This is a genomic window from Streptomyces sp. A2-16, assembly GCF_018128905.1.
Taxonomy (GTDB): Bacteria; Actinomycetota; Actinomycetes; order Streptomycetales; family Streptomycetaceae; genus Streptomyces.
This window is the reverse complement of sequence record NZ_CP063808.1, coordinates 4,234,253-4,259,996: the sequence shown is the minus strand read 5'-3', so window position 1 is coordinate 4,259,996 and position 25,744 is coordinate 4,234,253. Positions and strand designations below refer to the sequence as shown.

25 protein-coding genes are annotated in these 25,744 nt (G+C 70.0%); 16 read left to right on the top strand and 9 right to left on the bottom strand.

Annotation, left to right across the window (positions count from 1 at the left end; genetic code table 11):
• Positions 1–63: 63 nt before the first annotated feature.
• From IOD14_RS19205 to IOD14_RS19190, 4 genes are all read right to left on the bottom strand, one after another.
• Positions 64–1,113, bottom strand: a complete 1,050-nt coding sequence (locus IOD14_RS19205; RefSeq protein ID WP_123993253.1) for a substrate-binding domain-containing protein — start codon at positions 1,111–1,113, stop codon at positions 64–66.
• Between the two features lie 153 nt (positions 1,114–1,266).
• On the bottom strand, positions 1,267–2,301 hold the full coding sequence (locus IOD14_RS19200) for an ABC transporter permease (protein WP_123993254.1): 1,035 nt from the start codon (positions 2,299–2,301) through the stop codon (positions 1,267–1,269).
• On the bottom strand, positions 2,298–3,821 hold the full coding sequence (locus IOD14_RS19195; protein ID WP_123993255.1) for a sugar ABC transporter ATP-binding protein: 1,524 nt from the start codon (positions 3,819–3,821) through the stop codon (positions 2,298–2,300). Before IOD14_RS19195 ends, IOD14_RS19200 begins: the two co-directional genes overlap by 4 nt.
• 347 nt (positions 3,822–4,168) lie before the next feature.
• Positions 4,169–5,350, bottom strand: a complete 1,182-nt coding sequence (locus IOD14_RS19190) for an ROK family transcriptional regulator (protein WP_123993256.1) — start codon at positions 5,348–5,350, stop codon at positions 4,169–4,171.
• A 242-nt stretch (positions 5,351–5,592) separates the two neighbouring features.
• On the opposite strand from IOD14_RS19190, the gene IOD14_RS19185 reads away from it, so the two are divergent.
• The 10 genes from IOD14_RS19185 to IOD14_RS19140 all read left to right on the top strand — a co-directional run bounded on the left by IOD14_RS19185 (position 5,593) and on the right by IOD14_RS19140 (position 13,825).
• A complete protein-coding gene (locus IOD14_RS19185; RefSeq protein WP_249125961.1) occupies positions 5,593–6,399 on the top strand; it encodes a class I SAM-dependent methyltransferase in 807 nt (268 codons plus the stop codon).
• Between the two features lie 135 nt (positions 6,400–6,534).
• Positions 6,535–7,209, top strand: coding sequence for a Type 1 glutamine amidotransferase-like domain-containing protein (locus tag IOD14_RS19180; RefSeq protein WP_212670880.1), 675 nt, complete (start codon positions 6,535–6,537; stop codon positions 7,207–7,209).
• Positions 7,210–7,420: 211 nt separating this feature from the next.
• Positions 7,421–7,759, top strand: coding sequence for an STAS domain-containing protein (locus IOD14_RS19175; RefSeq protein WP_249125960.1), 339 nt, complete (start codon positions 7,421–7,423; stop codon positions 7,757–7,759).
• Positions 7,760–7,978: 219 nt separating this feature from the next.
• Positions 7,979–9,562, top strand: a complete 1,584-nt coding sequence (locus tag IOD14_RS19170; RefSeq protein WP_212673314.1) for a PP2C family protein-serine/threonine phosphatase — start codon at positions 7,979–7,981, stop codon at positions 9,560–9,562.
• A complete protein-coding gene (locus IOD14_RS19165) occupies positions 9,559–10,644 on the top strand; it encodes a B12-binding domain-containing protein (protein ID WP_212670879.1) in 1,086 nt (361 codons plus the stop codon). The genes IOD14_RS19170 and IOD14_RS19165 overlap by 4 nt, the downstream gene beginning before the upstream one ends.
• Entirely contained in the window at positions 10,641–11,036 is a 396-nt protein-coding gene (locus IOD14_RS19160) for an STAS domain-containing protein (RefSeq protein WP_123993260.1), read from the top strand. The genes IOD14_RS19165 and IOD14_RS19160 overlap by 4 nt, the downstream gene beginning before the upstream one ends.
• Positions 11,037–11,230: 194 nt before the next feature.
• On the top strand, positions 11,231–11,773 hold the full coding sequence (locus IOD14_RS19155) for a DUF3291 domain-containing protein (protein ID WP_212670878.1): 543 nt from the start codon (positions 11,231–11,233) through the stop codon (positions 11,771–11,773).
• 187 nt (positions 11,774–11,960) lie between these two features.
• Positions 11,961–12,419 (top strand): hypothetical protein, encoded by a 459-nt coding sequence (locus IOD14_RS19150; protein ID WP_212670877.1) that lies wholly within the window; start codon positions 11,961–11,963, stop codon positions 12,417–12,419.
• A gap of 117 nt (positions 12,420–12,536) precedes the next feature.
• Positions 12,537–13,142: a dihydrofolate reductase family protein gene (locus IOD14_RS19145; protein WP_212670876.1), complete on the top strand. Its 606-nt coding sequence runs from the start codon at positions 12,537–12,539 to the stop codon at positions 13,140–13,142.
• A 131-nt stretch (positions 13,143–13,273) separates the two neighbouring features.
• On the top strand, positions 13,274–13,825 hold the full coding sequence (locus IOD14_RS19140) for a carboxymuconolactone decarboxylase family protein (RefSeq protein ID WP_212670875.1): 552 nt from the start codon (positions 13,274–13,276) through the stop codon (positions 13,823–13,825).
• Between the two features lie 30 nt (positions 13,826–13,855).
• Here IOD14_RS19140 and IOD14_RS19135 read toward each other — a convergent pair whose 3' ends face one another.
• Positions 13,856–14,620 carry an SDR family NAD(P)-dependent oxidoreductase gene (locus IOD14_RS19135; protein ID WP_212670874.1) on the bottom strand — a complete coding sequence of 255 codons (765 nt, stop codon included), beginning with the start codon at positions 14,618–14,620 and terminating at the stop codon, positions 13,856–13,858.
• Between the two features lie 68 nt (positions 14,621–14,688).
• Positions 14,689–15,597 (bottom strand): helix-turn-helix transcriptional regulator, encoded by a 909-nt coding sequence (locus tag IOD14_RS19130; RefSeq protein ID WP_123993266.1) that lies wholly within the window; start codon positions 15,595–15,597, stop codon positions 14,689–14,691.
• A 136-nt stretch (positions 15,598–15,733) separates the two neighbouring features.
• Here IOD14_RS19130 and IOD14_RS19125 point away from each other — a divergent pair, with 136 nt between their 5' ends.
• The 3 genes from IOD14_RS19125 to IOD14_RS19115 all read left to right on the top strand — a co-directional run bounded on the left by IOD14_RS19125 (position 15,734) and on the right by IOD14_RS19115 (position 18,760).
• Positions 15,734–16,972 carry an MFS transporter gene (locus IOD14_RS19125; RefSeq protein ID WP_212670873.1) on the top strand — a complete coding sequence of 413 codons (1,239 nt, stop codon included), beginning with the start codon at positions 15,734–15,736 and terminating at the stop codon, positions 16,970–16,972.
• 110 nt (positions 16,973–17,082) lie between these two features.
• The gene (locus IOD14_RS19120; protein ID WP_212670872.1) at positions 17,083–18,105 is read left to right on the top strand and encodes a zinc-dependent alcohol dehydrogenase family protein; all 1,023 of its coding nucleotides are present in this window, start codon (positions 17,083–17,085) and stop codon (positions 18,103–18,105) included.
• Between the two features lie 118 nt (positions 18,106–18,223).
• Positions 18,224–18,760 carry a DinB family protein gene (locus IOD14_RS19115; protein ID WP_123993268.1) on the top strand — a complete coding sequence of 179 codons (537 nt, stop codon included), beginning with the start codon at positions 18,224–18,226 and terminating at the stop codon, positions 18,758–18,760.
• 73 nt (positions 18,761–18,833) lie between these two features.
• On the opposite strand, the gene IOD14_RS19110 is transcribed toward IOD14_RS19115, so the two are convergent.
• Both IOD14_RS19110 and IOD14_RS19105 read right to left on the bottom strand, forming a co-directional pair.
• Positions 18,834–19,787 (bottom strand): XRE family transcriptional regulator, encoded by a 954-nt coding sequence (locus IOD14_RS19110; protein ID WP_212670871.1) that lies wholly within the window; start codon positions 19,785–19,787, stop codon positions 18,834–18,836.
• A complete protein-coding gene (locus IOD14_RS19105; RefSeq protein WP_212670870.1) occupies positions 19,784–20,635 on the bottom strand; it encodes a peptidoglycan-binding protein in 852 nt (283 codons plus the stop codon). The genes IOD14_RS19110 and IOD14_RS19105 overlap by 4 nt, the downstream gene beginning before the upstream one ends.
• A 275-nt stretch (positions 20,636–20,910) precedes the next feature.
• On the opposite strand from IOD14_RS19105, the gene IOD14_RS19100 reads away from it, so the two are divergent.
• Positions 20,911–21,357 carry a peptidoglycan-binding domain-containing protein gene (locus tag IOD14_RS19100; RefSeq protein ID WP_212670869.1) on the top strand — a complete coding sequence of 149 codons (447 nt, stop codon included), beginning with the start codon at positions 20,911–20,913 and terminating at the stop codon, positions 21,355–21,357.
• A gap of 144 nt (positions 21,358–21,501) precedes the next feature.
• Entirely contained in the window at positions 21,502–23,160 is a 1,659-nt protein-coding gene (locus tag IOD14_RS19095) for a peptidoglycan-binding protein (RefSeq protein WP_212670868.1), read from the top strand.
• Between the two features lie 146 nt (positions 23,161–23,306).
• Here IOD14_RS19095 and IOD14_RS19090 read toward each other — a convergent pair whose 3' ends face one another.
• Positions 23,307–24,485 carry a cytochrome P450 gene (locus tag IOD14_RS19090; protein WP_212670867.1) on the bottom strand — a complete coding sequence of 393 codons (1,179 nt, stop codon included), beginning with the start codon at positions 24,483–24,485 and terminating at the stop codon, positions 23,307–23,309.
• 234 nt (positions 24,486–24,719) lie between these two features.
• On the opposite strand from IOD14_RS19090, the gene IOD14_RS19085 reads away from it, so the two are divergent.
• A complete protein-coding gene (locus IOD14_RS19085) occupies positions 24,720–25,631 on the top strand; it encodes a LysR family transcriptional regulator (RefSeq protein WP_212670866.1) in 912 nt (303 codons plus the stop codon).
• Positions 25,632–25,744: the final 113 nt, after the last annotated feature.

Sequence of the window (25,744 nt, the reverse complement as noted above, 5' to 3'; positions counted from 1 at the left end):
TTCCTCCTCGTCGGAGTGTCATTGACTCATCGTGATGTGCGCGGGGCCCGTGGCCCGGTCCGGTCAGATGAAGCCGGTCGGCAGGTACTGGTCGACGTTGTCCTTGGTGACCACGGCCGAGTAGAGGGTGAGCGAGGACGGGATCTCGAACTCGGCGAGGCCGCCGATGCCCTTGGACTGGCCGAGCGCGCGGGCGAGGTCGATCGCGGAGGCGGCCATGGTCGGCGGGTACAGCACGGTCGCCTTCAGCACGCTGTTGCCGGCCTTGATGGCGTCCATCGCGGACTTGGCGCCGGCACCGCCGACCATGAGGAAGTCGTCGCGTCCGGCCTGGTCGATGGCGCGCAGCGCGCCTACGCCCTGGTCGTCGTCGTGGTTCCACAGCGCGTCGAAATTCGACTGGGCCTGGAGCAGTTGGGCCATCTTGGCCTGCCCGGACTCGACGGTGAAGTCGGCCGCCTGGCGGGCCACCTTGCGGATGTTGGGGTAGTTCTTCAGGGCGTCGTCGAAGCCCTTGGTGCGCTGCTGGGTCAGTTCGAGGTTGTCGAGGCCGGCGAGTTCGACGACCTTGGCGTTCTTCTTGCCCTTGAGCTGCTCGCCGATGTAGTGGCCGGCGTTGAGGCCCATGCCGTAGTTGTCGCCGCCGATCCAGCAGCGGTACGCCTGCGGGGAGGCGAACACGCGGTCCAGGTTCACGACGGGGATGCCCGCCCGCATGGCCTGCAGGCCGACCTGGGTCAGGGCCTTGCCGTCGGCCGGCAGGATCACCAGGACGTCGACCTTCTTGTTGATCAGTGTCTGGACCTGGCCGATCTGCTGGGCGGTGTCGTTGGAGCCCTCGGTGATCTCCAGCGTGACGTCCGAGTACTTCTTCGCCCGCGACTTGGCGTTGGAGTTGATGGCGTTGAGCCAGCCGTGGTCGGCCTGCGGTCCGGCGAAGCCGATGGTGACGGCCTTGCCCGGCTTGTCGTCCGCGACCGGGGCGGCCTTGTCGGCGTCCTGTGCCTGCTCCTTGGGCTCATTGCTGGTGCAGGCCGTGAGCAGCGCGCCGGCGGAGACGGCGGCGGTGCCGAACAGCAGTGCTCTGCGGCTGGTGGCGGGGGTTCTTGCCATGGCGGATCGACCCTTCGACTGGGCGGTGTGCGTCAGATGGAGTCCGACCGGACGGTGTGCGTCCGACGGAGGGAGGTGTCGTGCCGGAGATGCCGGAGGTGGGGTGCCGGACGGCGGTGTCAGGAGCCGCCGTCCGGCGAGCGCTGCACGGCGTCAGGTGTCGCCGTGCAGCGAGCGGCGCTGGACCAGGACGGCGGCGACGATGATGGCGCCCTTCGCGATCTGCTGGACAGCGGTCTCGAGGTTGTTCAGGGCGAAGATGTTGGTGATCGTGGTGAAGACCAGAACGCCGAGGACGGAGCCGATGATGGTGCCGCGGCCGCCGCTGAGCAGGGTTCCGCCGATGATCGCGGCGGCGATGGCGTCCAGCTCGTAGAGGTTGCCGTTGGTGTTCTGACCCGAGCCGGCGAGCACGATCAGCATGAACGCGGCGATACCGCAGCACAGCCCGGACAGCAGGTACAGGTACAGGCGCTGGCGGCGCACGTCGATACCGGCGAGCCGGGCCGCCTCCGCATTGCCGCCGACCGCGACGGTGCGGCGGCCGAACGTGGTGCGGTTCAGCACCAGCCAGCCGATGACGGTGACGGCGGCGAAGATCAGGACGAGGGGCGGGATGCCCAGGACGTAGGAGTCCCTGGCACCCAGGTCGAGGACCGATTCGACGCTCACGATCTGCGTGCTGCCGTCCGTGATCTGCAGCGCGAGACCCCGGGCCGAGGCGAGCATGGCCAGCGTCGCGATGAACGGCACCATCCTGCCGTAGGCGATCAGCAGACCGTTCACGAGACCACAGCCCACACCGACGATCACCGCGGTGAACAGGATGCCCGCGAAGCCGAACTCCTGGGTGGCCACGGTCGTCGCCCACACCGAGGCGAGTGCCACGATCGCGCCGACCGACAGGTCGATGCCGCCGGAGGTGATGACGAACGTCATGCCGACGGTGACGACGCCGATCACGGACGCCTGGGTGAGGACGAGTTGGAGATTGCTCGTCGCGAGGAACTCGTCGGGTGCGGTGATCCCACCGACCGCCACGAGGACGGCGAGGACTCCGAGCAGGGACAGGGTGCGCACGTCCCACCCCCACCGCGGACCCGATCGGCGTGAACTCTCATGCTCCCCCGCGGACTTGGCGGCGGACGTCGGCGCATCCTCGTGCGCCGCAGCGGTCGGCTGCGTCATGGCGTCGGGCTCCCTTCCATCACAAGATCGAGTACGCGGTGCTCGTCGAGCTCCCGGGCGTCCGCCGTGTGCACGACGCTGCCTTCGCGGAGCACCAGCACCCGGTCGGCGAGCCCCAGGACCTCGGGCACCTCACTGGACACGAGAAGTACGGCCAGGCCCTCGTCGGCCAGCCGGCGAATCACCGCGTAGAGCTCCGCCCGGGCGCCGATGTCGACACCTCTGGTCGGCTCGTCCAGCAGCAGCACCTTGCAGCCGCGCAACAGCCAGCGTGCGAGCACAGCTTTCTGCTGGTTGCCGCCGGACAGGGTCCTGATCGCGGCGTCGGGATTGTCGGGCCGCAGCGAGAGTTCCCGCACCGCCTGGTGCGTCGCGGTCCGCTCGGTGCGACGGTCGAGCCAGCCCGCGCGGGCGAACCGGGACAGCGTGGAGATCGAGACGTTGCTGCTGACGGACTCCAGCATCAGCAGGCCCTGCGCCTTGCGTTCCTCGGGCGCGAGACCGATGCCTGCGCCGACGGCGGCGCGGACGCTTCCGGGGCGCAGGGGTGTGCCGTCGACGAGGACACGGCCCTCGTCGGGCTTGCGGGCGCCGTAGATCGTCTCCAGGATCTCGCTGCGCCCGGACCCGACGAGCCCGGCCAGACCGACGATCTCTCCGGGCCGCAGCTCCAGGTCGACGGGGGCGAACTCGCCTCGCCTGCTGAGCCCTTCGACCTTCAGCACGGGCTCCCTCTCTGCGGCGAACCCGGCCTCGGGCCGCTCGGGGAAGACGTACTCCACGTTCCGCCCGGTCATCAGGGCCACGACCTCATGGGTCGGGGTGCTCTTGGCGGGCAGGCCGCCCGCGACCGACCGGCCCTCCTTGAGGACCGTGACCCGGTCGCCGATGCGCCGGATCTCCTCAAGGCGGTGGGAGATGTAGATGACGGCGACGCCGTCGGCCGTCAGATCGCCCACGATCCTGAACAGGTTGTCGACCTCTTCGGGGTCGAGGGCCGCCGACGGCTCGTCCATCACGATCAACCGCACCTCGTGGGACAGGGCGCGGGCCATCGAGACGATCTGCTGCTGCGCCGCGGACAGCTCACCGACGAGCCGTGTCGGATCGATCTCCGCGTGCCCCAGGCGTTTCAGCAGCTCCGCGGTCGCCGTACGGGCGGCGGAGCCACGCACCACGAACCCGGCCGAGGTGGGTTCATGGCCGAGAAAGACGTTCTCGGCGACGGAGAGCCCCTCGATCAGATCGAGTTCCTGGTAGATGGTGGCGATGCCCAGCCGCATGGCGGCGATCGGCGACCCCAGGGTCACGGGCTCACCCCTCCAGGTGATCTCACCGCTGTCCGGCTGGTGGGCGCCGGCCAGCACCTTGATGAGGGTGGACTTTCCGGCCCCGTTCTGGCCGAGCAGGCAGTGCACCTCACCGGCCTGGACGTCGAGGTCGACGCCGTCGAGGGCCCGGACTCCGGGGAACGACTTGGTGATGCCGGACATGCTGAGCAGCGGTGGTTGTGGTGCCATGAGGAATCCCCTCGGCGGATGCGGGCCGTGAGTGGGCAGGGCTGGGCTGGGCTTGCTGTCTCGGATACGCGGACGGCTGTGGGAGCCGTGTCGTCGTGGGCGGTGCGCAGTGTGCGGTGTGCGTCGTGCCGGCGCGGAGGTCGAGCGGCGGCAGGGCAGGCTTGATCGCCCCTGCGGGGGGGGTGACGGCCGCCGACGCTTCATGGGCGGTTACGGCGGTGCTGTCGCTGGTGCTACGGCGGTGCTGTGCCTGTCGCTACGGCGGTGATGCGGGTGTTGCTACGGCAGTGCTGTCCTGTTGTTACGGCAGTGATGTGCGCTGTCGACGGGGTGGTGTCGGGCGGCGCTCAGGCCGGTGAGAAGACGTGGTCGCTGATGAGCCGGGCCGCGCCGATGGCTCCGGCAGCCGGCCCCAACTCCCCCAGGACGATCGGCAGGTTGCCCGTGGCCAGTGGCAACGACTGCCGGTACACCTGGGTCCGGACACTGGCCAGCAGCGTGTGCCCGAGTCCGGTCACGCCGCCACCGATCACCACCAGTCCCGGGTTGAAGAAACTGACGAGCCCTGCGATGACCTGCCCAAGGCGTTTCCCGCCCTCGCGGATCAGCTCCAGAGCGACCGGGTCCCCGGCCGCCGCGGCGGCGGACACGTCCTCTGCCGTCAGACGTTCGGCTGTCCCCAACCGGGCGGCGAGGTGCTCCGAGCGGCCCTCACGCGCGGCCTGCTCCGCGTCAGCGGCCAGGGCGGCACCGCTGAAGTGGGCTTCCAGACAGCCTTGGTTGCCGCACACGCACGCGCGGCCTTCCGGTTCCACCTGGATGTGGCCGATGTCGCCGGCACTGCCGGTGGTCCCCCGGTGGACCTCACCGCCGACGACGATGCCGCAGCCGATGCCGGTACCGATCTTGACGCAGAGGAAGTCGCCCACGGAACGTGCGACACCCGCGTGCATCTCCCCCATCGCCATCAGGTTCACGTCGTTGTCGACCATGACAGGACAGCCGAGTTCCTGACTGAGCGCCTCCCGTACGGGAAAGCCGTCCCAGCCCGGCATGATCGGCGGAGCCACCGGAACACCCTCGGGAAAGCGGACCGGCCCCGGGACACCGATGCCGGCGCCGTCGAAACCCTCCGCGAGCCCCGAGGCCCTCAACTTCGCTGCCATGGACAGGACCTGCTCGAAGACCGCGACCGGGCCCTCGCGAACGTCCATCGGCTGGTTCAGATGCCCGAGGACCTCCAACTCCGCATTGGTCACGGCGACATCGATCGACGTGGCACCGATGTCGACGCCGAGGAACCGCAGCGTCGGAGCGAGCCGGATGTTGTGCGACCGGCGGCCGCCCCGGGAAGGGGCCAGCCCGTCCGCGACGACCAGCCCCGTCTCCAGCAACCGGTCGACCTCGACCGCCAGCTTCGAACGGGACAGGTCCACCAGATCACCCAGCTGGGCACGAGAGTTGGACCCGTGGTCACGCAGCAGACGAAGCAGTCGCGCCTGATGGGTGTTCTCAGGACGAGCAGTCATCCGTCTCACGATCCCTCCCCTCACCCACGACCGGGTCTCCGGACGCCTGTCGTCGCCGACCGCGTCGTCAGGCTGCCGGAGAGGAACGTAACAACGATTTTCCAGGCTGGGAAGTACTTGTGCAGCAGTCCGGCGTTCTTTCTCCACACTCAGGACAAAGTAGCGGACAGGCCGAGAGAGCACTGGAGTCGAGGGGGTCGCGACCCTCGCCCCGGACCACCCGCAGGGCTAATCTCGGTCAAATGAGCACAGACGATGCGAACCGGCGGTGGACACGGTCCATGCCCGAGGCCTACGAGCGTCACCTGGTGCCGGTCTTCTTCCGCCCCTTCGCCACCGACCTGGCCTCCAGGGCGGCTGCGCTGCGACCGGACGCGGTCCTGGAACTCGCCGCCGGAACCGGGGCGTTGACATCGGCCCTGCTCGACGCGGTGCCCACGGCCTCGGTGGTGGCGAGCGACCTCAACGAGGCGATGGTCACGGCAGGTTCGGCTCGCGAACCCCGCGCCGACTGGCGCCAGGCCGACGCCCAGAAGCTGCCCTTCGAGGACGGCGTTTTCGACCTCGTGCTGTGCCAGTTCGGAGTGATGTTCTTTCCCGACAGGCCGTCCGCCTACGCCGAGGTGCGCAGGGTGCTGGCCCCGCAGGGGCGTTTCCTGTTCAGCAGCTGGGGTCCGCTGGCCTCGCACGGCTTCGGGGCCGCTTTCCAGACCGCCCTGGAGCAGTCCATGCCCGGCGGAGCACCCTCGTTCCTCGAGGACGTGCCCCACGGCTACACCGATCCGGCCGTGGTCGCCGCGGATCTCGCCGCCGCCGGACTGGCTCTGACCAGCACGGAGGAGGTCACGCTGGAGGGCGTCGCGCAGTCGGCCGCATCCGTCGCCACGGGGCTGCTGACCGGCACACCGGTGAGCGCCGCCTTGCAGACCCGCGACGACGCACAGACCCTCCAGGCCACCGTCACCCAGAAGATGACGGACCGTCTCGGCAACGGCTCCGTGACGGCGCCGATGACCGCGACTGTCTATCTGGCACAGCACCAGGCGTGACGCCCGTACCCGGGTAGCGTTCGCGAAGGCCGTTGATCAGCGCAACGAGTTCGTCAAGCGCTCCCCCGGCGCCTCGAACTCGTCGAGGATGACTCCTGACCTGACATCCCTCGATGATCCCTTGCGGAGAACTCGATGAAACTCCTCCTCACCGACTCCGGCATCAAGAACAAGAGCATCCAGGATGCGCTGCTCGACCTCTTGGGCAAGCCGATCGCCGAAGCCGACGCCCTCTGCATCCCCACCGCGGGGTACGGGGCGCCCGACGCCGACCCGGGTGGGCCGTGGCGGTTCATCAGCGGACAGTCCCAGCACCCCATGACCGGGCTGGGTTGGAGATCGGTGGGCGTCCTGGAGCTCACCGCGCTGCCCAGCATCGACAGGGCGCACTGGGTGTCATGGGTCCAGGAGACCGACGTACTGCTGGTCAATGGCGGTGACGCGCTGTACCTGTGCCACTGGATGCGGGAGTCCGGGCTGGCCGACCTCCTGCCCTCACTGTCCGACACGGTCTATGTGGGACTCAGCGCCGGGAGCATGGTGGTGACCCCCCGCATCGGGGACGACTTCGTGGGCTGGAAGCCGCCCGCCGGCGGCGACAGCGCGCTGGGCCTGGTCGATTTCTCGATCTTCCCGCACCTGGATCATCCGGCCTGTCCGGAGAACACGACGGCCGCGGCAGAACGGTGGGCGGCCCAGATCGCGGGTCCGGCGTACGCCATTGACGATCAGACCGCCATCAAGGTCACCGACGGCGCAGTGGAAGTGATCTCCGAGGGCCACTGGAAGGTGTTCGACTCGGCCTCGTGAACCCCTGTGGCCGGGTGAGGATCTGCGGGACGCCGTCTGCCGAACTGGTCACCTGAAGCAGGTGAGAGTGATCGTTTCGTGGGTACTGTGACGCGGCAGCCGTCCCGGTGCCGGGCGCAGTCGCCCCGCGGCCTTTCATGCCGGATTTCCTTCCCGGTTGCGAAGAATGGGGTGTGCCGAAGTGTCTCGTTCGGAAGGTGCGGGCGAGGCCGTGGTGACGCGACCACGGGCGGCCGGTTCGGTGTGGGTGATCGCGTTGCGCGGGGAATTCGACTTCGAGAGCAGCCCCGGCGTCGACGAAGCCATCACGCAGGCACTGCGAACCGATTCGTCACCCATTGTCTTCGATGTGACTGAAGTCGGTTTCTGTGACTCCCAACTGCTGGGCAGTCTGCTGCGGGCAGCCAGGGAGAGACAGGTCGGCCTGATCGGGGCGGGCTCACTCATGCGGCGTCTGACGGAAGTCACCGGAACCGGCCACCTGTTGGTGCACTACGCCGACTTGGATTCGGCGTGCGCCGCTCTGGCCGACGGCCCGCAGCGAGGGTGAGCCGACGCGAGGCCGACGCCTCCGTACAGGGGGCGCGGGTTGCGGCTGTGGGGCCGATGCGAGACGGTTGCCGTTCGGCAATTGTTTCCCAATGGCAGGAAGGTGGTGGGGTGCGCACGACGCGTGCCTCCGGTTGTGACCTTTTCCCGTGGTTCGTCCGCCCGTCCGTCCGTGCGTGATCTCCGAGTCGATCCGACCCGCGCCGAGGCCCCCTACCCCATGCTGGCCATAGACGAGAACGGCGGCCTGGTGGGGCTCAACACGGCGGCCCGGCTGCTCGTGCCCGAAGCCGACGACGGCACCCCGCTGAATCGGCAGGCACCGTCCTGGCTCACGGAACCCCGTAGCGACGCCGGTGACGGACTGCCCGCTGCCGCCGACCCCCGGACCGGCTACCTCAACGGCCGTTTCTACGAGGCTCACCCCACCCCCGGGGACGAGGGCGAGGCCATGTGGTGGCTGGTCGACTGCACGGACCGGCACCTGGCCGAAGCCGCGCTGCGGGAGGCGCAGTCACGTTCCGAGGTCCTCTCGGAGGTCTCCAGCGCGCTGCTGTCCACGCTGAACGTGTCCCGCTGCATGGAGGTGGCCGCCGCCATGGCCGCCGAGCACCTCGCCGAGGCCGCCGTCCTCGTCGCCCCGCCCCAGGGACGACGCTATCCCCTGACCCACGCCCACCGGGGCGGACCCGTCACACAGACACTGCGCAACGTCGACGTCTCGGGCGTGCCGGGCCTGAGTGAGGCACTCCAGGGGTTCCCCCCGGTGCCGGCCCGCTGGATCGACCCGAGTCACCTCCCCTCGTGGGTGGTCCCGGACGGCTTCGCGGGATCCGTCGGCTCCGTCATCGTCACCCCGCTGCCCGGCCATGGCGTGCCCGCCGGAGCGCTGATCCTGTTGCGCTCCGGCACCGAGCGCGCCTTCACCACGGGCGAGGAGGTGTTCGCGCGCCTGTTCGCGGCCCGCGCCGGTGCTGCTCTGTCGGCGGCGCGCCTGTACACCGAGCAGACGGCCATCACCGCCACGCTGATGCGCGACCTGTTGCCGCCCGTGCTCCAGCACGTCCACGGCGTCGAGTACGCCGGCCGGTACCGGGCGTCGAAGGACCACGAGCAGATCGGGGGCGACTTCTACGACGTCCATCCCGGCACCGGTCCCTCGCAGGAGACCCTGGTCGTGCTGGGGGACGTCGCGGGCAAGGGTCTGGAAGCGGCCGTCCTCACCGGCAAGATCCGCAACACGCTCCAGGCACTGTTGCCCCTGGCCGACGACCACGAGCAGGTCCTGGGCCTCCTGAACGGTTCGCTGCTCTCCTCGCACCACACCCGCTTCGCCACCCTGGTGCTGGCCTCCGTACGACGCCGATCCGACCGGGTGGAGGTGCGGCTGACCAGCGCCGGGCATCCCCCGCCGCTGATCGTCCGCGTCGACAGCACGGTGGAGGAGACGCCCACGCGCGGCACTCTGGTCGGCGCCGTGCCCAAGATCCAGGCACTCACCGTGGAGACGGCTCTCGCGCCGGGAGAGACGTGCCTGCTCTACACCGACGGCGTCATCGAGGCCCGCGGCGGCCCCCTGGGCGACGACTTCTTCGGCGAACACCGGCTCAAGAGGGCACTGGCCGACTGCGCGGGCATGCCGGCGGAGGCCGTCGTCGAGCGGATTCAGATGCTGGCCACCCAGTGGGTCGGCAACGGCCGGCACGACGACATGGCGGTGGTTGCCATCAGCGCGCCCAAGCCCAGTTCGTTGACGGTGGCCGACGCTTACGGAGACGGTACGAGCAGCGGGAGGCGCGGATGAGCCGGTCCGCCACGACGGCGGCCGTGGCGGAACGCCTGTGGGAGGCCGTCGCCGAGGGCGACGAACGCACTGCGGCCTCGGCCGTCCACCAGGCGTTGAGCGAGGGTATGGACGAGGAGACGCTGCTGCTCGAAGTGGTCGCCCCGGTCCAGACGAAGGTCGGCACCGAATGGGCCGCGGACCGCATCACCGTGGCGCAGGAACACGCCGCCACCGCCATCAACGAGCGCGTGGTCGCCTCCCTGGCCCACCGACGGCACCGCGACGCCGGCACCGGCCGTACGGCGGCTCGCGGCAGGGTCACCGTGAGCTGCGTGGACGGTGAATGGCACGCCTTTCCCGCCAGGCTCGTCGCCGAGGTCCTGTCGCTCAGGGGCTGGCAGGTCGACTTCCTCGGGGCGCAGACGCCCGCCCTGCACCTCGTCGCCCATCTCCACCGGACCAACCCGGAAGCCGTCCTGCTGTCCGGGTCGATCCCCATCAGGCTGCCGGCCGCCCACGCCGCCATCACGGCCTGCCAGGCCGTCGGTGTTCCGGTCCTGGCGGGCGGCCGCGCCTTCGGGCCCGACGGCCGCTACGCCCGCAGCCTGCGCGCCGACCGGTGGGCGACCGACGCGCGGGGCGCCGTCGCCGTACTGGAGGAGGGGATGCCACGCCCCGACCCCTCGGCGAGCCGGCAGGCGGTGGACGATCTCCCGCATCTGGCCGACCAGGAGTACACCATGGTCGTCCAGTCGCGTCCGCAACTCGTCAAACAGGCTCTGGTCGACCTGGAGACCCGCTTTCCCGCTCTGCGCGGATACAGCGAGGAACAGCGGGAGCGGACGGTCGAGGACCTCGCTCACATCGTCGACTTCCTGGGTGCCGCGCTCTACGTCGACGACGCCGAACTGTTCACCGCGTTCCTCACCTGGACGGCCCACATCCTCCAGGTCCGCAACGTCCCCGCCCACTCCCTGTCCATGGGTCTGGAGGTCCTCGCCGGCCGGCTCACGGACTTCCCCCGGGCCCTGAAACTGATCGAGCAGGGCGCCGCCGCCCTGGCCGAGTGTCCCGCACCCGGCTCCGAGACTCCCGTATGAGCGACCTTTCACCTGCCGAGTTCACCGTCACCGTCCATCGTGAGCCCGCGAGCCTGATCGTCCGTGTGGGCGGGGAGCTCGACTACGACACGAGCGACGACCTCGTCGCCACGGTCACCGAGATCCTGACCGGCGACGAAGCACCGCCACGCGCCGTCCGCCTCGACTTCAGCGACCTGACGTGGATCGACTCCTCGGGTCTGTCCGCCCTCCTGATGGTCCACCGACGCACCCGCGCACTCGGTGCCGCCCTTCACCTCGACAACCGCCCCGACGTGCTGGAACGCATGCTCCGCATGACCAACGTCCTGGACCATCTGCTCGGCTGCGGCCCCCCGGAAGCCGTATCGACCGCAGAGGGCAACGGCGCCCCCTCGGCGGACGTCACCTGACCGCCACCTCGCTGCGGGCGCGGCCACTTCGAAGGGGAAAACGCAACTTCGACATGACCCGCAGAGGCGGCTACCTTCACCTGGTCCTCGGCGATCGGCCACGGTCGCGCAGGAGTTCCTTCCGACTGAGCCACCTGCAACGGGTAGGCCACCGAACCGGGTCCACACCCGGCACCCCGACCAGGGAGACACGCATGCCCCGTCTTGCGCTGTACACGTTCGGCGTCCTGAAGTCACCTCTCACCGATCCCGGACCCCTCACGCGCGAGTTCTACGCCAGTGGTGAGGCCATCTACGGGAACATCAGCCGGCACCCCGGGCACCTCGCGCACGCCGAAGCGGCGGACGGCGACCGGGGCGGGCTCTTCGACGCGGACTGGGGTGCATGGGGAGAGTTCGCCGTACCGACCTGGTACGGCAAGGGCCGCACGGTCGAGACCACCGCCCTGGCCGCGACCCTCTCACTCTGGACCGACCTGCGCCCCGCCTTCGACGCCGTCTACACCGGCCTGCACCGTGAGGCGCTGAACAGGCGCTACGACTGGTTCGAGAGGACAGGACACCCGAATCACGTGTTCTGGTGGGTCTCCGACGACCCGACACCCACCTGGCAGGACGGGGTTTCCAGGCTGGAAGACCTCCACGACAACGGCTCCACGCCGGACGCCTTCACCTTCCACCAGTCGTTCACCCCGGACGGAACTCCGACCGGCCCGGCGATGTCGACCCAGCCGTAAGGGATTCTCCAGTAGCGGCCCCGTGTCACCAGTACGACAATGGAGTTGCGTTCAGCGACGATGCGGGCTTACGGCCATGCCCGGTTGCTCATCACTCATTTCCGCGATTCACCCTCCGCTCCGGGCACAGTCTGTTGGCTGTTTCGTTCGGCCCAGCATCTCGGCCCCGCATGGAGGTGTTTCGGTGATGACCAAACCCAGTGAACAGCAAGCCCCGGCAGGGCCCCGCTCCCACCCCACATGGGATGTGTACTGTCCGAACGAAGGCCTCAACGTCATCGTGGGATTCCCCAGCGAAGCGGGCGCCGAGCAGGGCGCAGCCGAACACAACGCCCAGTTCAATCCACCACACGCGGCTGGGGCCGTGAATCACACGCCCAGTGGTGACGATCCGCCGCACCTCAACGAAGTACAGCGCGAAGCGTTCAAACAGAATGAGGCAGACTTCGCCGAACTGGAGAAGCACAGGCGCTTGGTACGCCAGGCTGCCGAAGTCCGCCTGCGTGACGCGGACTACGATCCCGGGGGTCCTCTGTACTGCTACATCTGCACGTGCAGCAGCTTCCTCGCACCCGACAACGATGGCGGTCTTGACGCCAAGTGCCAACGCCAATTCTGTCGGCACACGTCGATGGAGCATGCCTGAACAGCAGAGGAGTAGTCCCGGCTCCTTGCCCGCGACAGCGCCCCGGTCGCGTCGCGGAGGTCCGTCGATGAGTTTGCGGCGGGTGTGCGGTCTATCCCTCGAGGAAGGGAGCGCACCATGCGCAAGATCATCGTTTGTACGTTCCTGACGCTGGACGGCGTCATGCAGGCGCCGGGCGGTCCGGACGAGGACACGCAGAGCGGCTTCGAGCACGGCGGCTGGCAGAAGCCGGTGACCGACGACGAGGTCGGCGCGGCCATCGCGGGCTGGTACGAACCCGCCGACGCGATGCTGCTCGGCCGGAAGACGTATGACATCTTCGCGTCGTACTGGCCGACCGCCGATCCCGACAACCCGTTCACCGACCGGATGAACAGCATGCACAAGTACGTGGCGTCTCGAACCCTGACGTCCGTCGAGTGGGAGAACTCCACACTGCTGGAGGGGGACGTCGGCGACGCCGTACTCGCGCTGAAGGAGTCGGACGGGGGCGACATCAACGTCGTCGGCAGCGGCGATCTCGCCCAGACGCTCATGCGGCACGGCCTCGTCGACGAGTACCGGCTGACCATCCATCCGGTGATCATCGGCACCGGCAAGCGACTGTTCGCCGACGGAGCGATCCCCACCGCGCTGGAGCCGGTCAGCGTCTCGACGACGAAGAACGGCACCGTCGTCGGCGTCTACCGGCCGAACGGCAAGCCCCGGTACGACAGTTACTAGGCGGACGCCCTCGGCATGGCAGTCCTGGCCGACACCGAAGCGACAGCGATCGCTGCGCGTCAAGGGTGTTCGACGCGGGCTCCGTGGGGATCCCCGTCCTGACGAACCATCACCCGGCGAACGGAGTCGACATGGACTACCCGGACCTTTCCGCGCTGCCCGCGGAGCTGCGGGAGGAGGTGACCGCTCGCGGTTCGCTCAACGTCTTCCGGATGCTGATGCACTCCCCCGCGCTGGCGCCCGGTGTGCTGGCGCTGGGGGACGCGGTCCTGGGGCGGAACTCGCTGCCGGACCCCTTGCGCGAACTCGCCATCGTGCGGGTCGGCCACGTCTACCGGGCGGCGTACGAGGTCCACCACCACGAGAACATCGCCCGGCTCGTCGGCCTCGGCGAGGAGGCGATCGCGGCCGCCGCGACCGGTTCCTCCGAGAACCTGTCCGCGGCCGAGGCCGCCGTCCTCTCCGCGACCGACCGACTGCTGGCCCGGCATTCTCTCGACGACGCCGAACGCAAGGAACTGCTGGCGTTCCTGACGGTCAATCAGCTCGCCGACCTTGTGATCACCGTCGGCTTCTACCAGTTGATCTGCGACTTCCTCAACACCTTCGAGGTGACGACCGCGGGTGAGGGTGCGCCACCCTATGGCGAGACGCCGCCCGGCGGCAGTGACGAGGGCCGTTGAGAGTTCCGTTCACGGGGGCGTGGCACGGCGTCACCGCGGCGCGAGCGCGGTCCCCGTCTCCTCGGCCAGAATTCGCAGGAGTCGGTCCTGGAACCCCTCGTCGTGGACCGCGCGATGCGGCCGCTGCCGCCGACGGTGGTACCAGTAGCCGCCGGTGGTGAGCGCCTCCGGATCGTCGCCGGCGGCCAGCCACTGCTGTGTCCGGTGGCCCAGTTCGAGATCGTCGGGGGCTCCGGGTCCGCCCATCCTGGTGGGAACCCAGCCCGGGTCCACGGCGTTGCTCAGCACGTCCGGGTACAGGCGGGCCACCGCGGCAGCCAGGGTGGTGACGAACAGCTTGCTGTCCGCGTACGACCCTCCCGCGGACGATCCGCCCCCGTGCCCCCCGCTCTTCGTGCCGCGCCAGTCGACGCCGACCGCCGAGGGGTGGCCGTCGAAGTGAGAGCTGCTGCTCAGGTACACCAGGCGGCGCGGCCCTGGCACGAGCGCGGTGAGCAGGTACGGGGCAACGATGTTGACCGGCATGACGGCGGGCCCGCTCCAGACGCCGGCGTTGTGGACGACCGCGTCGAGGGGTGGCCCCTCGTTGAGCTCGCCGGCGAGGTGCCGTACGGCGTCACGGTCGGTGAGGTCGGCGATGACGAGGCCCGCTCCGCGGCCGACGAGCGGGTCGAGGGCCCCGGCGCGTTCGGGGTTGCGGGCGTGGACCACGACGTCGTGCCCGGCGGACTGCAGCGCGTCCGCCGTGGCGAGTCCGAGGCCGTCCGTGGAACCGGTGATCAGGATCCGACTCATGAACGTCCCGTGTGCTTCACAGAGGGGCTCCTTGGCTCAGTGCTGTCCGTCGTCGCGCTGAACGGTTCTCAGCGTGCCGGGGACCGTCGTGTGGGCGGATGGGATTCGCGGGTGGCCGCCCAGGAGGCGAGCAGACGCAGGCCGTCTTCCGAGGGGGAGCCGGGTTCGGCGGTGTAGATGGTCAGGGAGTGCGCCTCACGGGCGGACATGGGCAGGTCGAGGGGCTGGTAGGTGAGTTCCAGGTCCCCGGCCTCGGGATGGTGGAAGCGTTTGACGCCGCCGTGGTGGATGCGCACGTTGTGGGCGGCCCACCGGGTGCGGAACTCGCGGCTGACGGTGGACAGTTCACCGATGAGGTCGCGCAGGGCCTTGTCATCGGGGTAGCGGCCGGCCTCGGCGCGCAGGAGTGCGGCCGTGACGGTGGCGGCGCTGTCCCAGTCGGCGATGAAGTCCTGGGAGTCGTCGTCGAGGAACCAGAAGCGGGCGAAGTTGGGGCGGCCGCGCGCGTCGACGGTCGGGCTGGCGAGGATCGGCGCGAACAGGGCGCGTGCGAGTGCGTTCGTGGCCACGATGTCCAGACGGCCGTTGCAGACGAGGGCCGCGGACAGCGTCATGGAGTCGAGCAGCCATTGGACGCGGGGCGGAACGTCGACGGCTTTGCGGCGGCGCCGGGAGGCCGGGCTCGGCTGGGCGGCCCTGGCGAGGTCGAACAGGTAGGTGCGCTCGTCGTCGTCCAGCTGCAGGGTGCGGGCGACCGCGTCGAGGACGTCCTCCGACACACCGCCGATGTGGCCCTTCTCCAGGCGGGTGTACCACTCGGTGCTCACCCCGGCCAGGACCGCGACCTCCTCGCGGCGCAGCCCCGGGACCCGGCGCCGCCCGCTGGTGGGCAGTCCGACCTGCTCCGGGGTGAGCTGGGCGCGGCGGCGGGCGAGGAAGTCACGGATGTCGGCGCGGTTGTCGGAGCGGCGTTCCATGTCTCTCACGCTACGGCCACGGGGCCACGGGTGGGGGGTTGAGCTTGTACCCCCCATAAACGCAGCCTCCCGCCCACGCGACGGGGGCTGTTTCGTGGGGTGTGCACGTACTGCCGAACCCCTGCGGAGATCACGCATGCCCCTGCGAGGAGGAACCCTCCACGCCCCCGCCGACCTGCCGGTCGGTGACCGCGAGCGACCGCCCGCCCGGCTGCCGCTGGTCGTGTACGTGCTCGCCCTGGGCACGTTCCTGATGGGCACGACCGAGTTCGTGGTCGCCGGACTGCTGCCCGAGATCGCGACGGATGTACAGGTCAGTGTGTCCCGCGCCGGGCTGCTGATCACTGTGTTCGCCGTCGGGATGGTCGTCGGCGCGCCGCTGATGGCGATGCTGACCCTGCGGCTGCCCCGGCGATGGACGCTGGTTCTCGCCCTGGCCGTGTTCGCCGTCGGTCACGCCGTCGTCGCCATCGCTTCCGGCTTCGCGCTGCTGCTGGCGGCACGTTTCCTGACGGCGCTGGCGACCGGCGCGTTCTGGGCGGTGGCCAATGTGGTGGCCGCGGGCGCGGTCGGTCCCGCCGCGAGCTCCCGCGCTCTGGGTGTCGTGGGCTCCGGCGCGATGCTCGCGAACGTCGTCGGCGTGCCGCTGGGCGCCTTCGCCGGACAGCTCATGGGCTGGCGCGGACCGTTCTGGGCGCTCGCCGCGCTCGCGGTGGCCGCCATGGCACTGATCGCCCGGCACGTGCCGCACGACGGACCCGCGCAGGCGGCGGTCTCGATCCGGTCCGAGCTGTCCGCGCTGCGGTCGGGCCGCCTGTGGCTGGCCCTGGCGGCCTGTGCGACCACAACAGGCGGTGTGCTGTCGTCGTACTCCTACGTCTCGCCGCTGCTCACGGACCGGGCGGGGCTGGCCCCGGCCCTGGTGCCCCTGGTCCTGGTCGGTTTCGGGGCCGGAGCGCTGGCCGGTTTCCTCGTGGGAGGCCGTCTCGGCGACCGCCGCCCGTACGCGACGACGATCGCGGCCCCCGCGGTCACGACGATCCTGCTGCTGACCCTGTGCCTGCTGGGCGGCCATGCCGTGCCGACGATCGCGCTGATCGCCCTGCTGGGCCTGTTCGGGCTCGGCGCGAACCCTGTGCTCATCGCCCTGGCCGTTCGCTTCGCCGGCCGCGCCCCCACCCTCGGCTCCGCGCTGACCGTGTCGGCGTTCAACCTGGGCACCGCCGCTGGTTCCTGGGCGGCCGGGCTCGCCCTCGAATCGCCGCTGGGGACCACGGGGCCTGCCGCGGTCGGCACCGTCGTCGCCGGACTGACCCTGATCCCCACCAGCGCCATCGCGCTCACCCGGCGTCGTACGAAACCGTCGCCCGCCTGAACCACCGCGGGCTGCGGCCCGCCCATCGCGGAAGCCGCGGCAAGCCCGTGTCTTCCTGAACCAGAACCCGGCGCCCCATGGCGCCGGAAACACCAGCTAGGAGAACCACCATGCGTGGAGTAGTGATGCACACCGCCGGCGACGTCCGCGTGGAGGAGCGGGACGACCCGAAGATCGTCGAGCCGACCGACGCGATCGTGAAGCTGACCGCGACCTGCATCTGCGGCTCCGACCTGTGGCCGTACCGCGGGATCGAACCCGCCGACCGCACGCTCATGGGACACGAGTACGTGGGCGTGGTCGAGGAAGTCGGCTCCGAGGTGCGGACCGTCAGGCCCGGGGACTTCGTGGTCGGGTCGTTCGTCGTCTCCGACAACACCTGCGAGATCTGCCAGGCCGGTTTCCAGTCCAAGTGCGTGCACGCCGAGTTCGTCCACGCCGGGATCGGCACCCAGGCCGAGAAGGCCCGCATCCCGCTGGCCGACGGCACCCTGGTCGCCACCCCGGGACAGCCCGACCCCGAGCTGATCCCCGCCCTCCTGGCCGCCTCCGACGTGCTCGGCACCGGCTGGTACGCCGGCGTCGCCGCCGAGGCCGGGCCCGGCAAGACCGTCGCGGTCGTCGGCGACGGCGCGGTCGGACTCATGGCCGTGCTCGCCGCCGAGCAGCTCGGCGCCGAACGGATCATCGCCATGTCACGCCACCCCGAGCGGCAGAAGCTGGCCCGTTACTACGGCGCCACCGACATCGTCGAGGAGCGCGGCGACGAGGGCATCGCGAGGATCAAGGAACTGACCGGCGGGCTCGGCGCGCACTCGGTCGTCGAGGCGGTCGGCACCCAGGAGTCGTTCATGCAGGCCGTAGGCGCCACCCGCGGCGGCGGGCACCTGGGCTACGTGGGCGTGAACCACGACGTGTCCATCCCCGGCATCGAGCTGTTCTTCGCCGGAATCCACACCCTGGGCGGCCCGGCCCCGGTGCGCCGCTTCCTTCCCGACCTGATCCAGCTCATCTGGGACCGCAAGATCGACCCGGGCAAGGTCTTCGACCTCACCCTGCCCCTCGATCAGGCCCCTGAGGGCTACAAGGCCATGGACGAGCGCCGCGCCACCAAGGTCCTCCTCACTCTCTGATCGTCCTCCCTGTTCCGGTGCCGTCCCGTCCGGACGGCACCGGGCGATGAGTTCCGGTACGAGAAGGGGTCTTCCTGGGCGGACGGCCCGACTTGACGACCGGTGAGGAGACTCCAGCGTGAGCGACATCGTGGTCCGGAAGATCGCCCGACCCGAGCGCACGGTATCGGGCCCCTGGCTGGAGGTGATCGCCTCGAATCTCGATCATCACCGAGCGACCTTCTTGTGGAAGTGCGAGGGCCTCTCCGACGAACAACTGAGGCTACGTCCCGTGCCGTCCTCGGCGTTGACCCTGCTGGGGCTCATGCGCCATCTGCAAGGGGTCGAGCGCGCCTGGTTCCAGCGAACGCTGGCCGGCACGACGCCTCGCTTCTTCCCCTATCGGACCTACGTCACCGCGGACGGCGGCGAGTGGTACGACGAGACGGACCCCACGCCCGCCAAGGACGTCTACGAGGACTACCTCAAGGCGTGCGAGGAGTCACGGCGGGTCTTCGCGAAGGTGACCGCCGACGTCGCGCGCATCGTGCCGAACCCCGAGTTCGGTGACACCGATGTGCGGTTCGTCCTTGAGCACGTGATCGAGGAGTACGCCCGCCACGTCGGCCATGCGGATCTCCTCCGCGAGGCCATCGATGGCGTCACCGGTGAGTAGGCGACCGCTGAGCCCGCCTTGCGCACAGGCTGGACACCGACGGTCCTGCGGCTGCCTTCGGGCCGCGTCTGCATCATCGCGACCCGGTACCGCCGGCGGAGGCGGTCTCGTCCGTGGAGTGCGCCTTGACGCATTCCTCCGAGCCACCGGCGACGGGGCTGAAGCAGGCCTGCACGGGCGTTCGGGAGGTGACCAAGCTCATGAGGGTGTGGACGTAGGTGTCCGCCTCGTTGCGGGTGACGACCTGGGCACCGTGGCGGGAGGCGTGCGGGCCTCCCACCCGCATCTCGACGCGGTCCTTCACGGCCGCGCCCCACATCCGGACCCAGCTCGTCCCGCATTCCTGGCTGTAGCGGATCTGGATCCAGGCACCGGTGGCGGTCTCGTGTTCGGCCAGGGTCAGCGGATCGGCACCGCATCTCATCGCGATCGGGTCCTTGTTCTGACAGGCCGTGTGCCGACAGAGCGCCCCGGTGGGCGGGGCGGGCGTGAGGGAGGGCGCCGTCGCCTCGCGTTGCGTTGCGGGGAGGTGGGTGAGGACCAGCGCCCCGAGGGCGACGGCACAGGTCGACAGGAGGGCAGTGACGATGTTCGCGCGCCGGTGGCCGACCGGGAGGGACCAGAGGGACCGGGTGCGGTCGACGTCGCTCGGGACCGTCTCACTCGGGACCGTGTCTGTGCCGGGCCGGACGGTGGCGAGGCCTCCGGCCGGTGTGTCCGTCCCGGTGGCCGTGCGCTGTCGAGCCGATGTCCCGAGGTCCGGCCCGTCGTCGTGCGCCCGGTCGTCCGTGCGGGCGAAGTCCAACAGTGCCAGCGCATGGTCGGCGCGTTCGTCGGCGAGCCGGCACAGTTCCTTGACCGCGCTGCGCGGCGGCAGGCTCTTGCCGTTGAGGTAACGCTCCCAGGACGACTTGCTGTAGGTGGTCGCGTTCGCGAGCTGCGCCAGGCTCAGGCCGGTGCGCTGCCGCAACTCTCGCAGTACGGCGGCCAGTCGCGCGCCCGGCGGTGAGGGTGCGCCGGGTGTCATCCGCGCAGGGCCTTCCACGAGCGCGGCCCCAGCATGCCGTCGGCCGTGAGACCCGCGCGACCCTGGAACGTCTTGACCGCCCGCAGCGTCAGCGGGCCGAACATGCCGTCGATCCCGCCGGGCGAGATGCCTGCCCGGCGCAGCAGGCACTGCGCCTCGGCGACATCGGCGCCCGTGGAGCCGTAGCCGATCTCGGTGGTGCGGCCTTTGTTGATGCCGGCCGACCAGTGGCCGTCGACCCGGGTGATGTGGCAGGCGTAGGAGGGCGGTGAGGAGGCCGCGGTGGTGCGGGGTGGGGCGGTGACGGCTGCCTGGCTGACGTCGTCGTCAAGGCGCAGCACGAGCAGCAGCACCGCCGAGAGGGCTACGGCCAATGCGGCGATGCCCGCTGTGAGAGCGAGGTGCGGGAAGCGGCTGAAGGCCGGTTCGGTGGCCCGGGGCGGCGTGGGCGTGGCCGCTGCGGCGCGTACGGCCCGGGGTTCGGGATCGCGTTCGGGACGGGAGGTCGTCGGACCGGCCGGCTGCTCCTCGTCCCGTACGCGCCGTGCGTCCTGCTCCTGTGCGGCGGGGCGGGCGCGGCGGCCGTCCCGGGAGTCAGCGGCGATCTCGTGCAGAGCGAGCAGCGGGACGGGATCGGTGCCGGTGATCCGGGCCAGTGCCTCGACCGCCTCGCGCGGGGGCAGCGACTTGCCTCCGAGATATCGCTCCCACGACTTGGCGCTGTAGCCGGTCTTGGTCGCGAGCTGTCGCATCGTCAGCTCGCTGTGGTCCCTCAGCCGACGTAAGCGGGTCACCAACTCCCGCGCGCTGGGGTCGAGTTCCATGGGCAGCGTTTTCTGGCGCGGCATGTTTCCCCCACAGCGGTCGTCTGCATGGTCGTGTGCGTGAACAGCGGCCCCCACCGCTGCCCCGCATTCTGCATGAGCACGCCACATCTGTCACAGGTGTCCCACATCACCGTCCCACCGGGTGCTGTCGTCGCAGGTCAGTGGGGTGGTCGTCCCGAAAGACCGCCACCTGGGCCGTACCCGTGGCCACCGCACCCGGGCACCCCGCACCGTGGTCTCGCCACCTGGCCCGCTCGGCGTGCCGGGTGCCGACCCCACAACCGAAAGAGGAACGCATGCGACCGAACGCTCTGGGCAGGACCATCGCCGGACTCACCGCCGTTGTCGGCCTCGCCGCCGGCAGCGTGGCAACCGCGGGAACCAGCTTCGCGGCCCCCGCGACCACGGCGGGGACGACCGCGGTGGCCCAGCCCGCCGCCGTGGCCGCGACGCAGAACTTCGGTCTGACCGCGGCCGAGGCCAAGAACGTCCAGGACTTCCTCGCGGACCACTGGGGCTACACGGGCGCCATCGACGGTCAGCTGGGCACCAACAGCTGGAAGGCGTTCCAGCGGTGCCTCGCCACGTACTGGGGCTACACGGGCGACATCGACGGGGACCCGGGCCCCAACACCATCAAGGCGCTGCAGCGCCTGCTGAAGGACAGCTACGGCTACACGGGCGCCATCGACGGCATCGCCGGATCGGGCACCAAGGCGGCGTTCAAGCGCTTCGCCGCCTGACCGTCACGACGTGCCGGACCCGTGCGATCCGCCCGGCCGGGCGGATCGTGCAGTGACCGACCGCGGCCCGTCCTTGTCGGCAAGGGCGGGCCGCGGAAGTGTTCCCCCCCCCCCGCTCGCCTCAAGAAGGAGGACCTCGCCGCCATGGGAAGACTCACATTCCCCGTTCGCACCGACCCCGTTCGCACCGAGGACACGAATCCACCGCACCGGTCCGCGCACCGCACCGGGCAGGGCTGGCGGATCCGCGTCGGGACCTTCGCGGCCACCGCTGCGATGATCTCGGCCGGCATGCTGCTCGGTGCCGGCCCGGCGTCCGCGGCGCCGGCCCCGATCAGGCTGACGTCCGCTTCCTGCCCCAACGAGATCGTGCAGGGCCAGACGAGCGGCTGTGTCACGGAGTTGCAGAACCTGCTCAACGCGCACGGCGCCGGTCTGCAGGTGGACGGGCAGTTCGGCGCGGCCACGCTCTACGCGGTCCGCGAGTACCAGGCCGCCACCGCCATCGCGGTGGACGGGCGGGTGGGCCCCGCGACCAAGAGCAAGCTGTACGCGACCGGCGGCTCGGCACCCGCCCCCATCAACCTCAACTCCTCCTCGTGCCCAGCGAACCTCGTGCAGGGCGCCAAGGGCGGCTGCGTCACCGAGCTCCAGCGGCTGCTGATCCACCACGGCTACGTGGTCGACGTGGACGGCGACTTCGGCGCCGGGACCGCGAGTGCCGTCCGCAGCTTCCAGTCCGCCCACGGCCTCTCGGTCGACGGTCAGGTCGGCACCAACACCAAGCGCGAGTTGTACGACACCGACGAGTCACCGTCGACGGGCCTGGACCTGAGGTCGGCGTCCTGCCCGGCGAACATCGTCGAGGGGCAGAGCGGCGGGTGCGTCGCCACGCTGCAGTCCCTGCTGAACGGCAAGGGGTACCACCTCGACGTCGACGGCAGCTTCGGCCCGCAGACGCTGGCGGCCGTCAAGGCGTTCCAGTCCGCGAGCGGCCTCAGCGCCGACGGTCAGGTCGGCCCGAACACCAAGGCCGCCCTGTACGCGAACATCGGCGGTGGCGGCGGCAACGGCGCGCCCGCGCCGATCAACCTGAACTCCGCCTCCTGCCCGAACGAGATCGTGCAGGGCCAGCGCAGCGGCTGCGTCACCGAGTTGCAGAGCCTGCTCAACCACCATGGCGCCGATCTCGCCGTCGACGGCGACTTCGGTCCGCTCACCAACAGCGCCGTCAGGGACTTCCAGGCCGAGAAGGGCCTCTCCGTCGACGGTCAGGTGGGACCGAACACCAAGGCGGCCCTGTACGGCGCGGTCACCCCGCCGTCGTCGCCCGCGCCCGGTGGCGGTTACGCCAAGATCCTCGATGTGGCTGCGGCCGAGGCCGGTACGGTCGAGGGCAGCGCCCGTGCGAACAGCTACGGCTCGGCCGTGGGGCTTTCGCTGTCCACCAGCAACTACGCCTGGTGCGCGACCTTCGTGAGCTGGGTGGCCAAGCAGACCGGAGCCACCTCCTACCGCAACACCTACGTCTCGGGCTGGGTCAAGCAGGCGCGGGCCGGCAACTACCACCTCTCCGTGACGACCAGCCCGCAGCCGGGTGACATCGTGGCCTTCGACTGGGACGGCGGAAGCGACTTCACCGGCGGCCACGAGCACATAGGCATCGTGCGCACCGTGTCCGGGTCTTCGTTCACCACCGTCGAGGGCAACACGGGCAACCCCAACGGCGGCGGTGACGGCGTCTACGTCAAGTCCCGTTCCACGAACAGCGGTTACGACGTGGTCTTCATCCGCGTCCGCTGAGCCGATCCGCCGGAGTCCTCGGCCGCGTCCGCCGAGCCGATCCGCCGGAGTCCTCGGCAGGCAGGCCCCGCGCAGGGCCGCCTTCCGCGGACTCCGGCGTCGGCGCCTGCTTCGGCGGGCACCCAGAGATCCCGTGTGCCCACCGGCTACACCACGACGGGAAGCGCCGCGAGTCCGCGGACAAGGCGAGTGCGCCGCCATTGCAGTCGGTCGGACGGTACCGCGAGCCGGATGCCGGGGAAGCGCGTCAGCACCGCTCGCAGGGCGATCTCCGCCTCCGCCTTGGCCAGGGGCGCGCCGACGCAGCGGTGGATGCCGTGGCCGAAGCCGAGATGGGCGGCGGCGTCCCGGTCCAGGTCGAGCAGGTCCGGCGACGGGAACCGCACGGGGTCGCGGTTGGCCGCGCCGAGAGCGACCAGTACCGGCACCCCCGCAGGGATGTCGACACCGCCGAGCGTGACCGCCTCCGTCGTGTACCGGAATGTGGCCGTACTGACGGGGGAATCGAACCGGAGCAGCTCGTCCAGCACGGCCGGGACGTCGTCCGGATCCTGCCGAAGGCGGTCCAGCTCGGCGGGGCGCTGCAGCAGTGCCAGGGCGGCGTTGCCCAGGAAGTTGGTGGTGGTCTCGTGCCCGGCCACGAGCAGCAGTACCGCCAGGGAGACCAGTTCCTCCTCGCTCAGACGCTCCGCTCCGTCGCGCGCCGCGATGAGTCGGTCGAGGAAGCAGTCACCGGGGTCCAGGCGTTTGGCGGCGACGAGGCCCGTCATGTAGTCGGCCATGGAATGCGAGGCCGCGTCGATGACGTCGGGCCTGCCTGCCGCGAACAGCTCTCCGGACCAGCGCCGGACGGCGGGCCGATCTCCCGCAGGGACTCCGAGCAGTTCGCAGATCACGATGACCGGCAGCGGTACCGCCAGGGCGGCCACGAAGTCGAACCGTTCGCCGACGGGCCACTGATCCAGCAACTCGTCGGTGACGCGAGCGATGAACGGACGCAGCTGCGCGACGGCTCCGTTCGTGAACGCCTTGGTCACCAACTTGCGCAGCCGGGTGTGCCGGGGTGGATCGGTGGCCAGCATGGTGTGCGCCACCGCCGGGTGCAGACGACGGCGTGACTTTTTGCCCGCGAAGAACGCGGCCGTGTCCTTCGAGAGCCGAGCGTCGCCGAGGGCTTCCCGGGCTTCCGCGTAGCCGGTGACCACGTAGCCGGGGTGACCACCGGACCCGGTGGGCAGGGGCTGCACGGGGCAACTGGACCGCATGGCCGCATAGGTGGGGTAGGGGTCCTGCAGGAAGCGGGGGTCCTGAGTCGGGTCGGTCATGCTCTCAGGCTCCAACGCACTGTGCCCCACCACGGTCGGCGACACGCGCAACAAGGCACGTGCAAAAGCCAGTTGCTCGCAGGGTCCATTCTCGCCCCCGCGGTACCGGAACAACTGTCCGAGCTGCCCGACGGCGGCAGGGGTCGACCAGAGTCCACCGCGACGCACCGGGCGGTGACCGGATCGGCAGTGCGGTCGTGCTGACGCTCCCACCAGGCCTTTACGGTGGGCATCGTGGAACTCCTGCATCTGCGTTACTTCGTCGCCGTCGCCCAGGAACTGAACTTCTCCACCGCGGCCCGCAAGCTGCACATGGCGGCCTCCCCGCTGAGCAGACGGATCAAGGACCTCGAGAACGAACTCGGGCACCGGCTGTTCGACCGCGACACCCACCATGTGACGCTCACCCAGGCCGGCAGCACCTTGTTGCCCATCGCGCGGGGTGTGCTGGAGCAGGTCGACTCCATCCGGTGGCGTCTGGACGAGACGGCCCGGCCGCGTCGGACCACCCTGCTGCTCGGTGTGCCGAGCGGCATCCATCCGGACCTGCGCGAGCGGATGGATGCGCTGGCAGCGCGGGCGGGCGACCGGTTCGACATCAAGCGCTGGCCGGGAGGCACCGACCGCCTCGTCGACGCGGTGGTGGACGGCAGGCTCGCGATGACCCTGGCCCGCCTCCCGGCCGGCGGCGACCCCGCCCTGGAAGTGCTGCCGGTGATGTCGGAGCGGCTCGGCGCGGTCCTGCCCCGGGACCGCTTCGAGGGACGCGAGCGCGTCGCGCTGGCGGAACTGGCGGAACTCTCCTACGTCGCCTCCCCCACGGCCGCGACCACCGCGTACTTCCGCGGACTCGACCAGCAGCTCTCGGAACTCGGCATTAGGAAACGCATCGAAATCAGGGGATCAACCTTCGAGGGAATTTCCGAGATAGTGTCCAGCGGACTGGCATTCTCCATTTCCATGCTGGACCCCGGGAGCCCCACTCACAAATACCGTCTCGACAATGTGACCGTCCTGCCCTTCTCCGACTTCCATCCGAGGCTGGAGACCGGGCTGATCTGGCGAAAGGATCGAGGCCAGGGCGGCGACCTGGACGAAGTCGTGTCCGTGGCGCGCGAAGTGTTCGCTCAACCACTCCACTCATAACCGTCATAGAATCTGCACAATCGGCGGTATGACCACTGCGGTCATACCGCCTTTCTTTATTCGGTCACTCCATCGACTTTCCATTCACCGCCCCGCGGACTAATTTAGTTTCC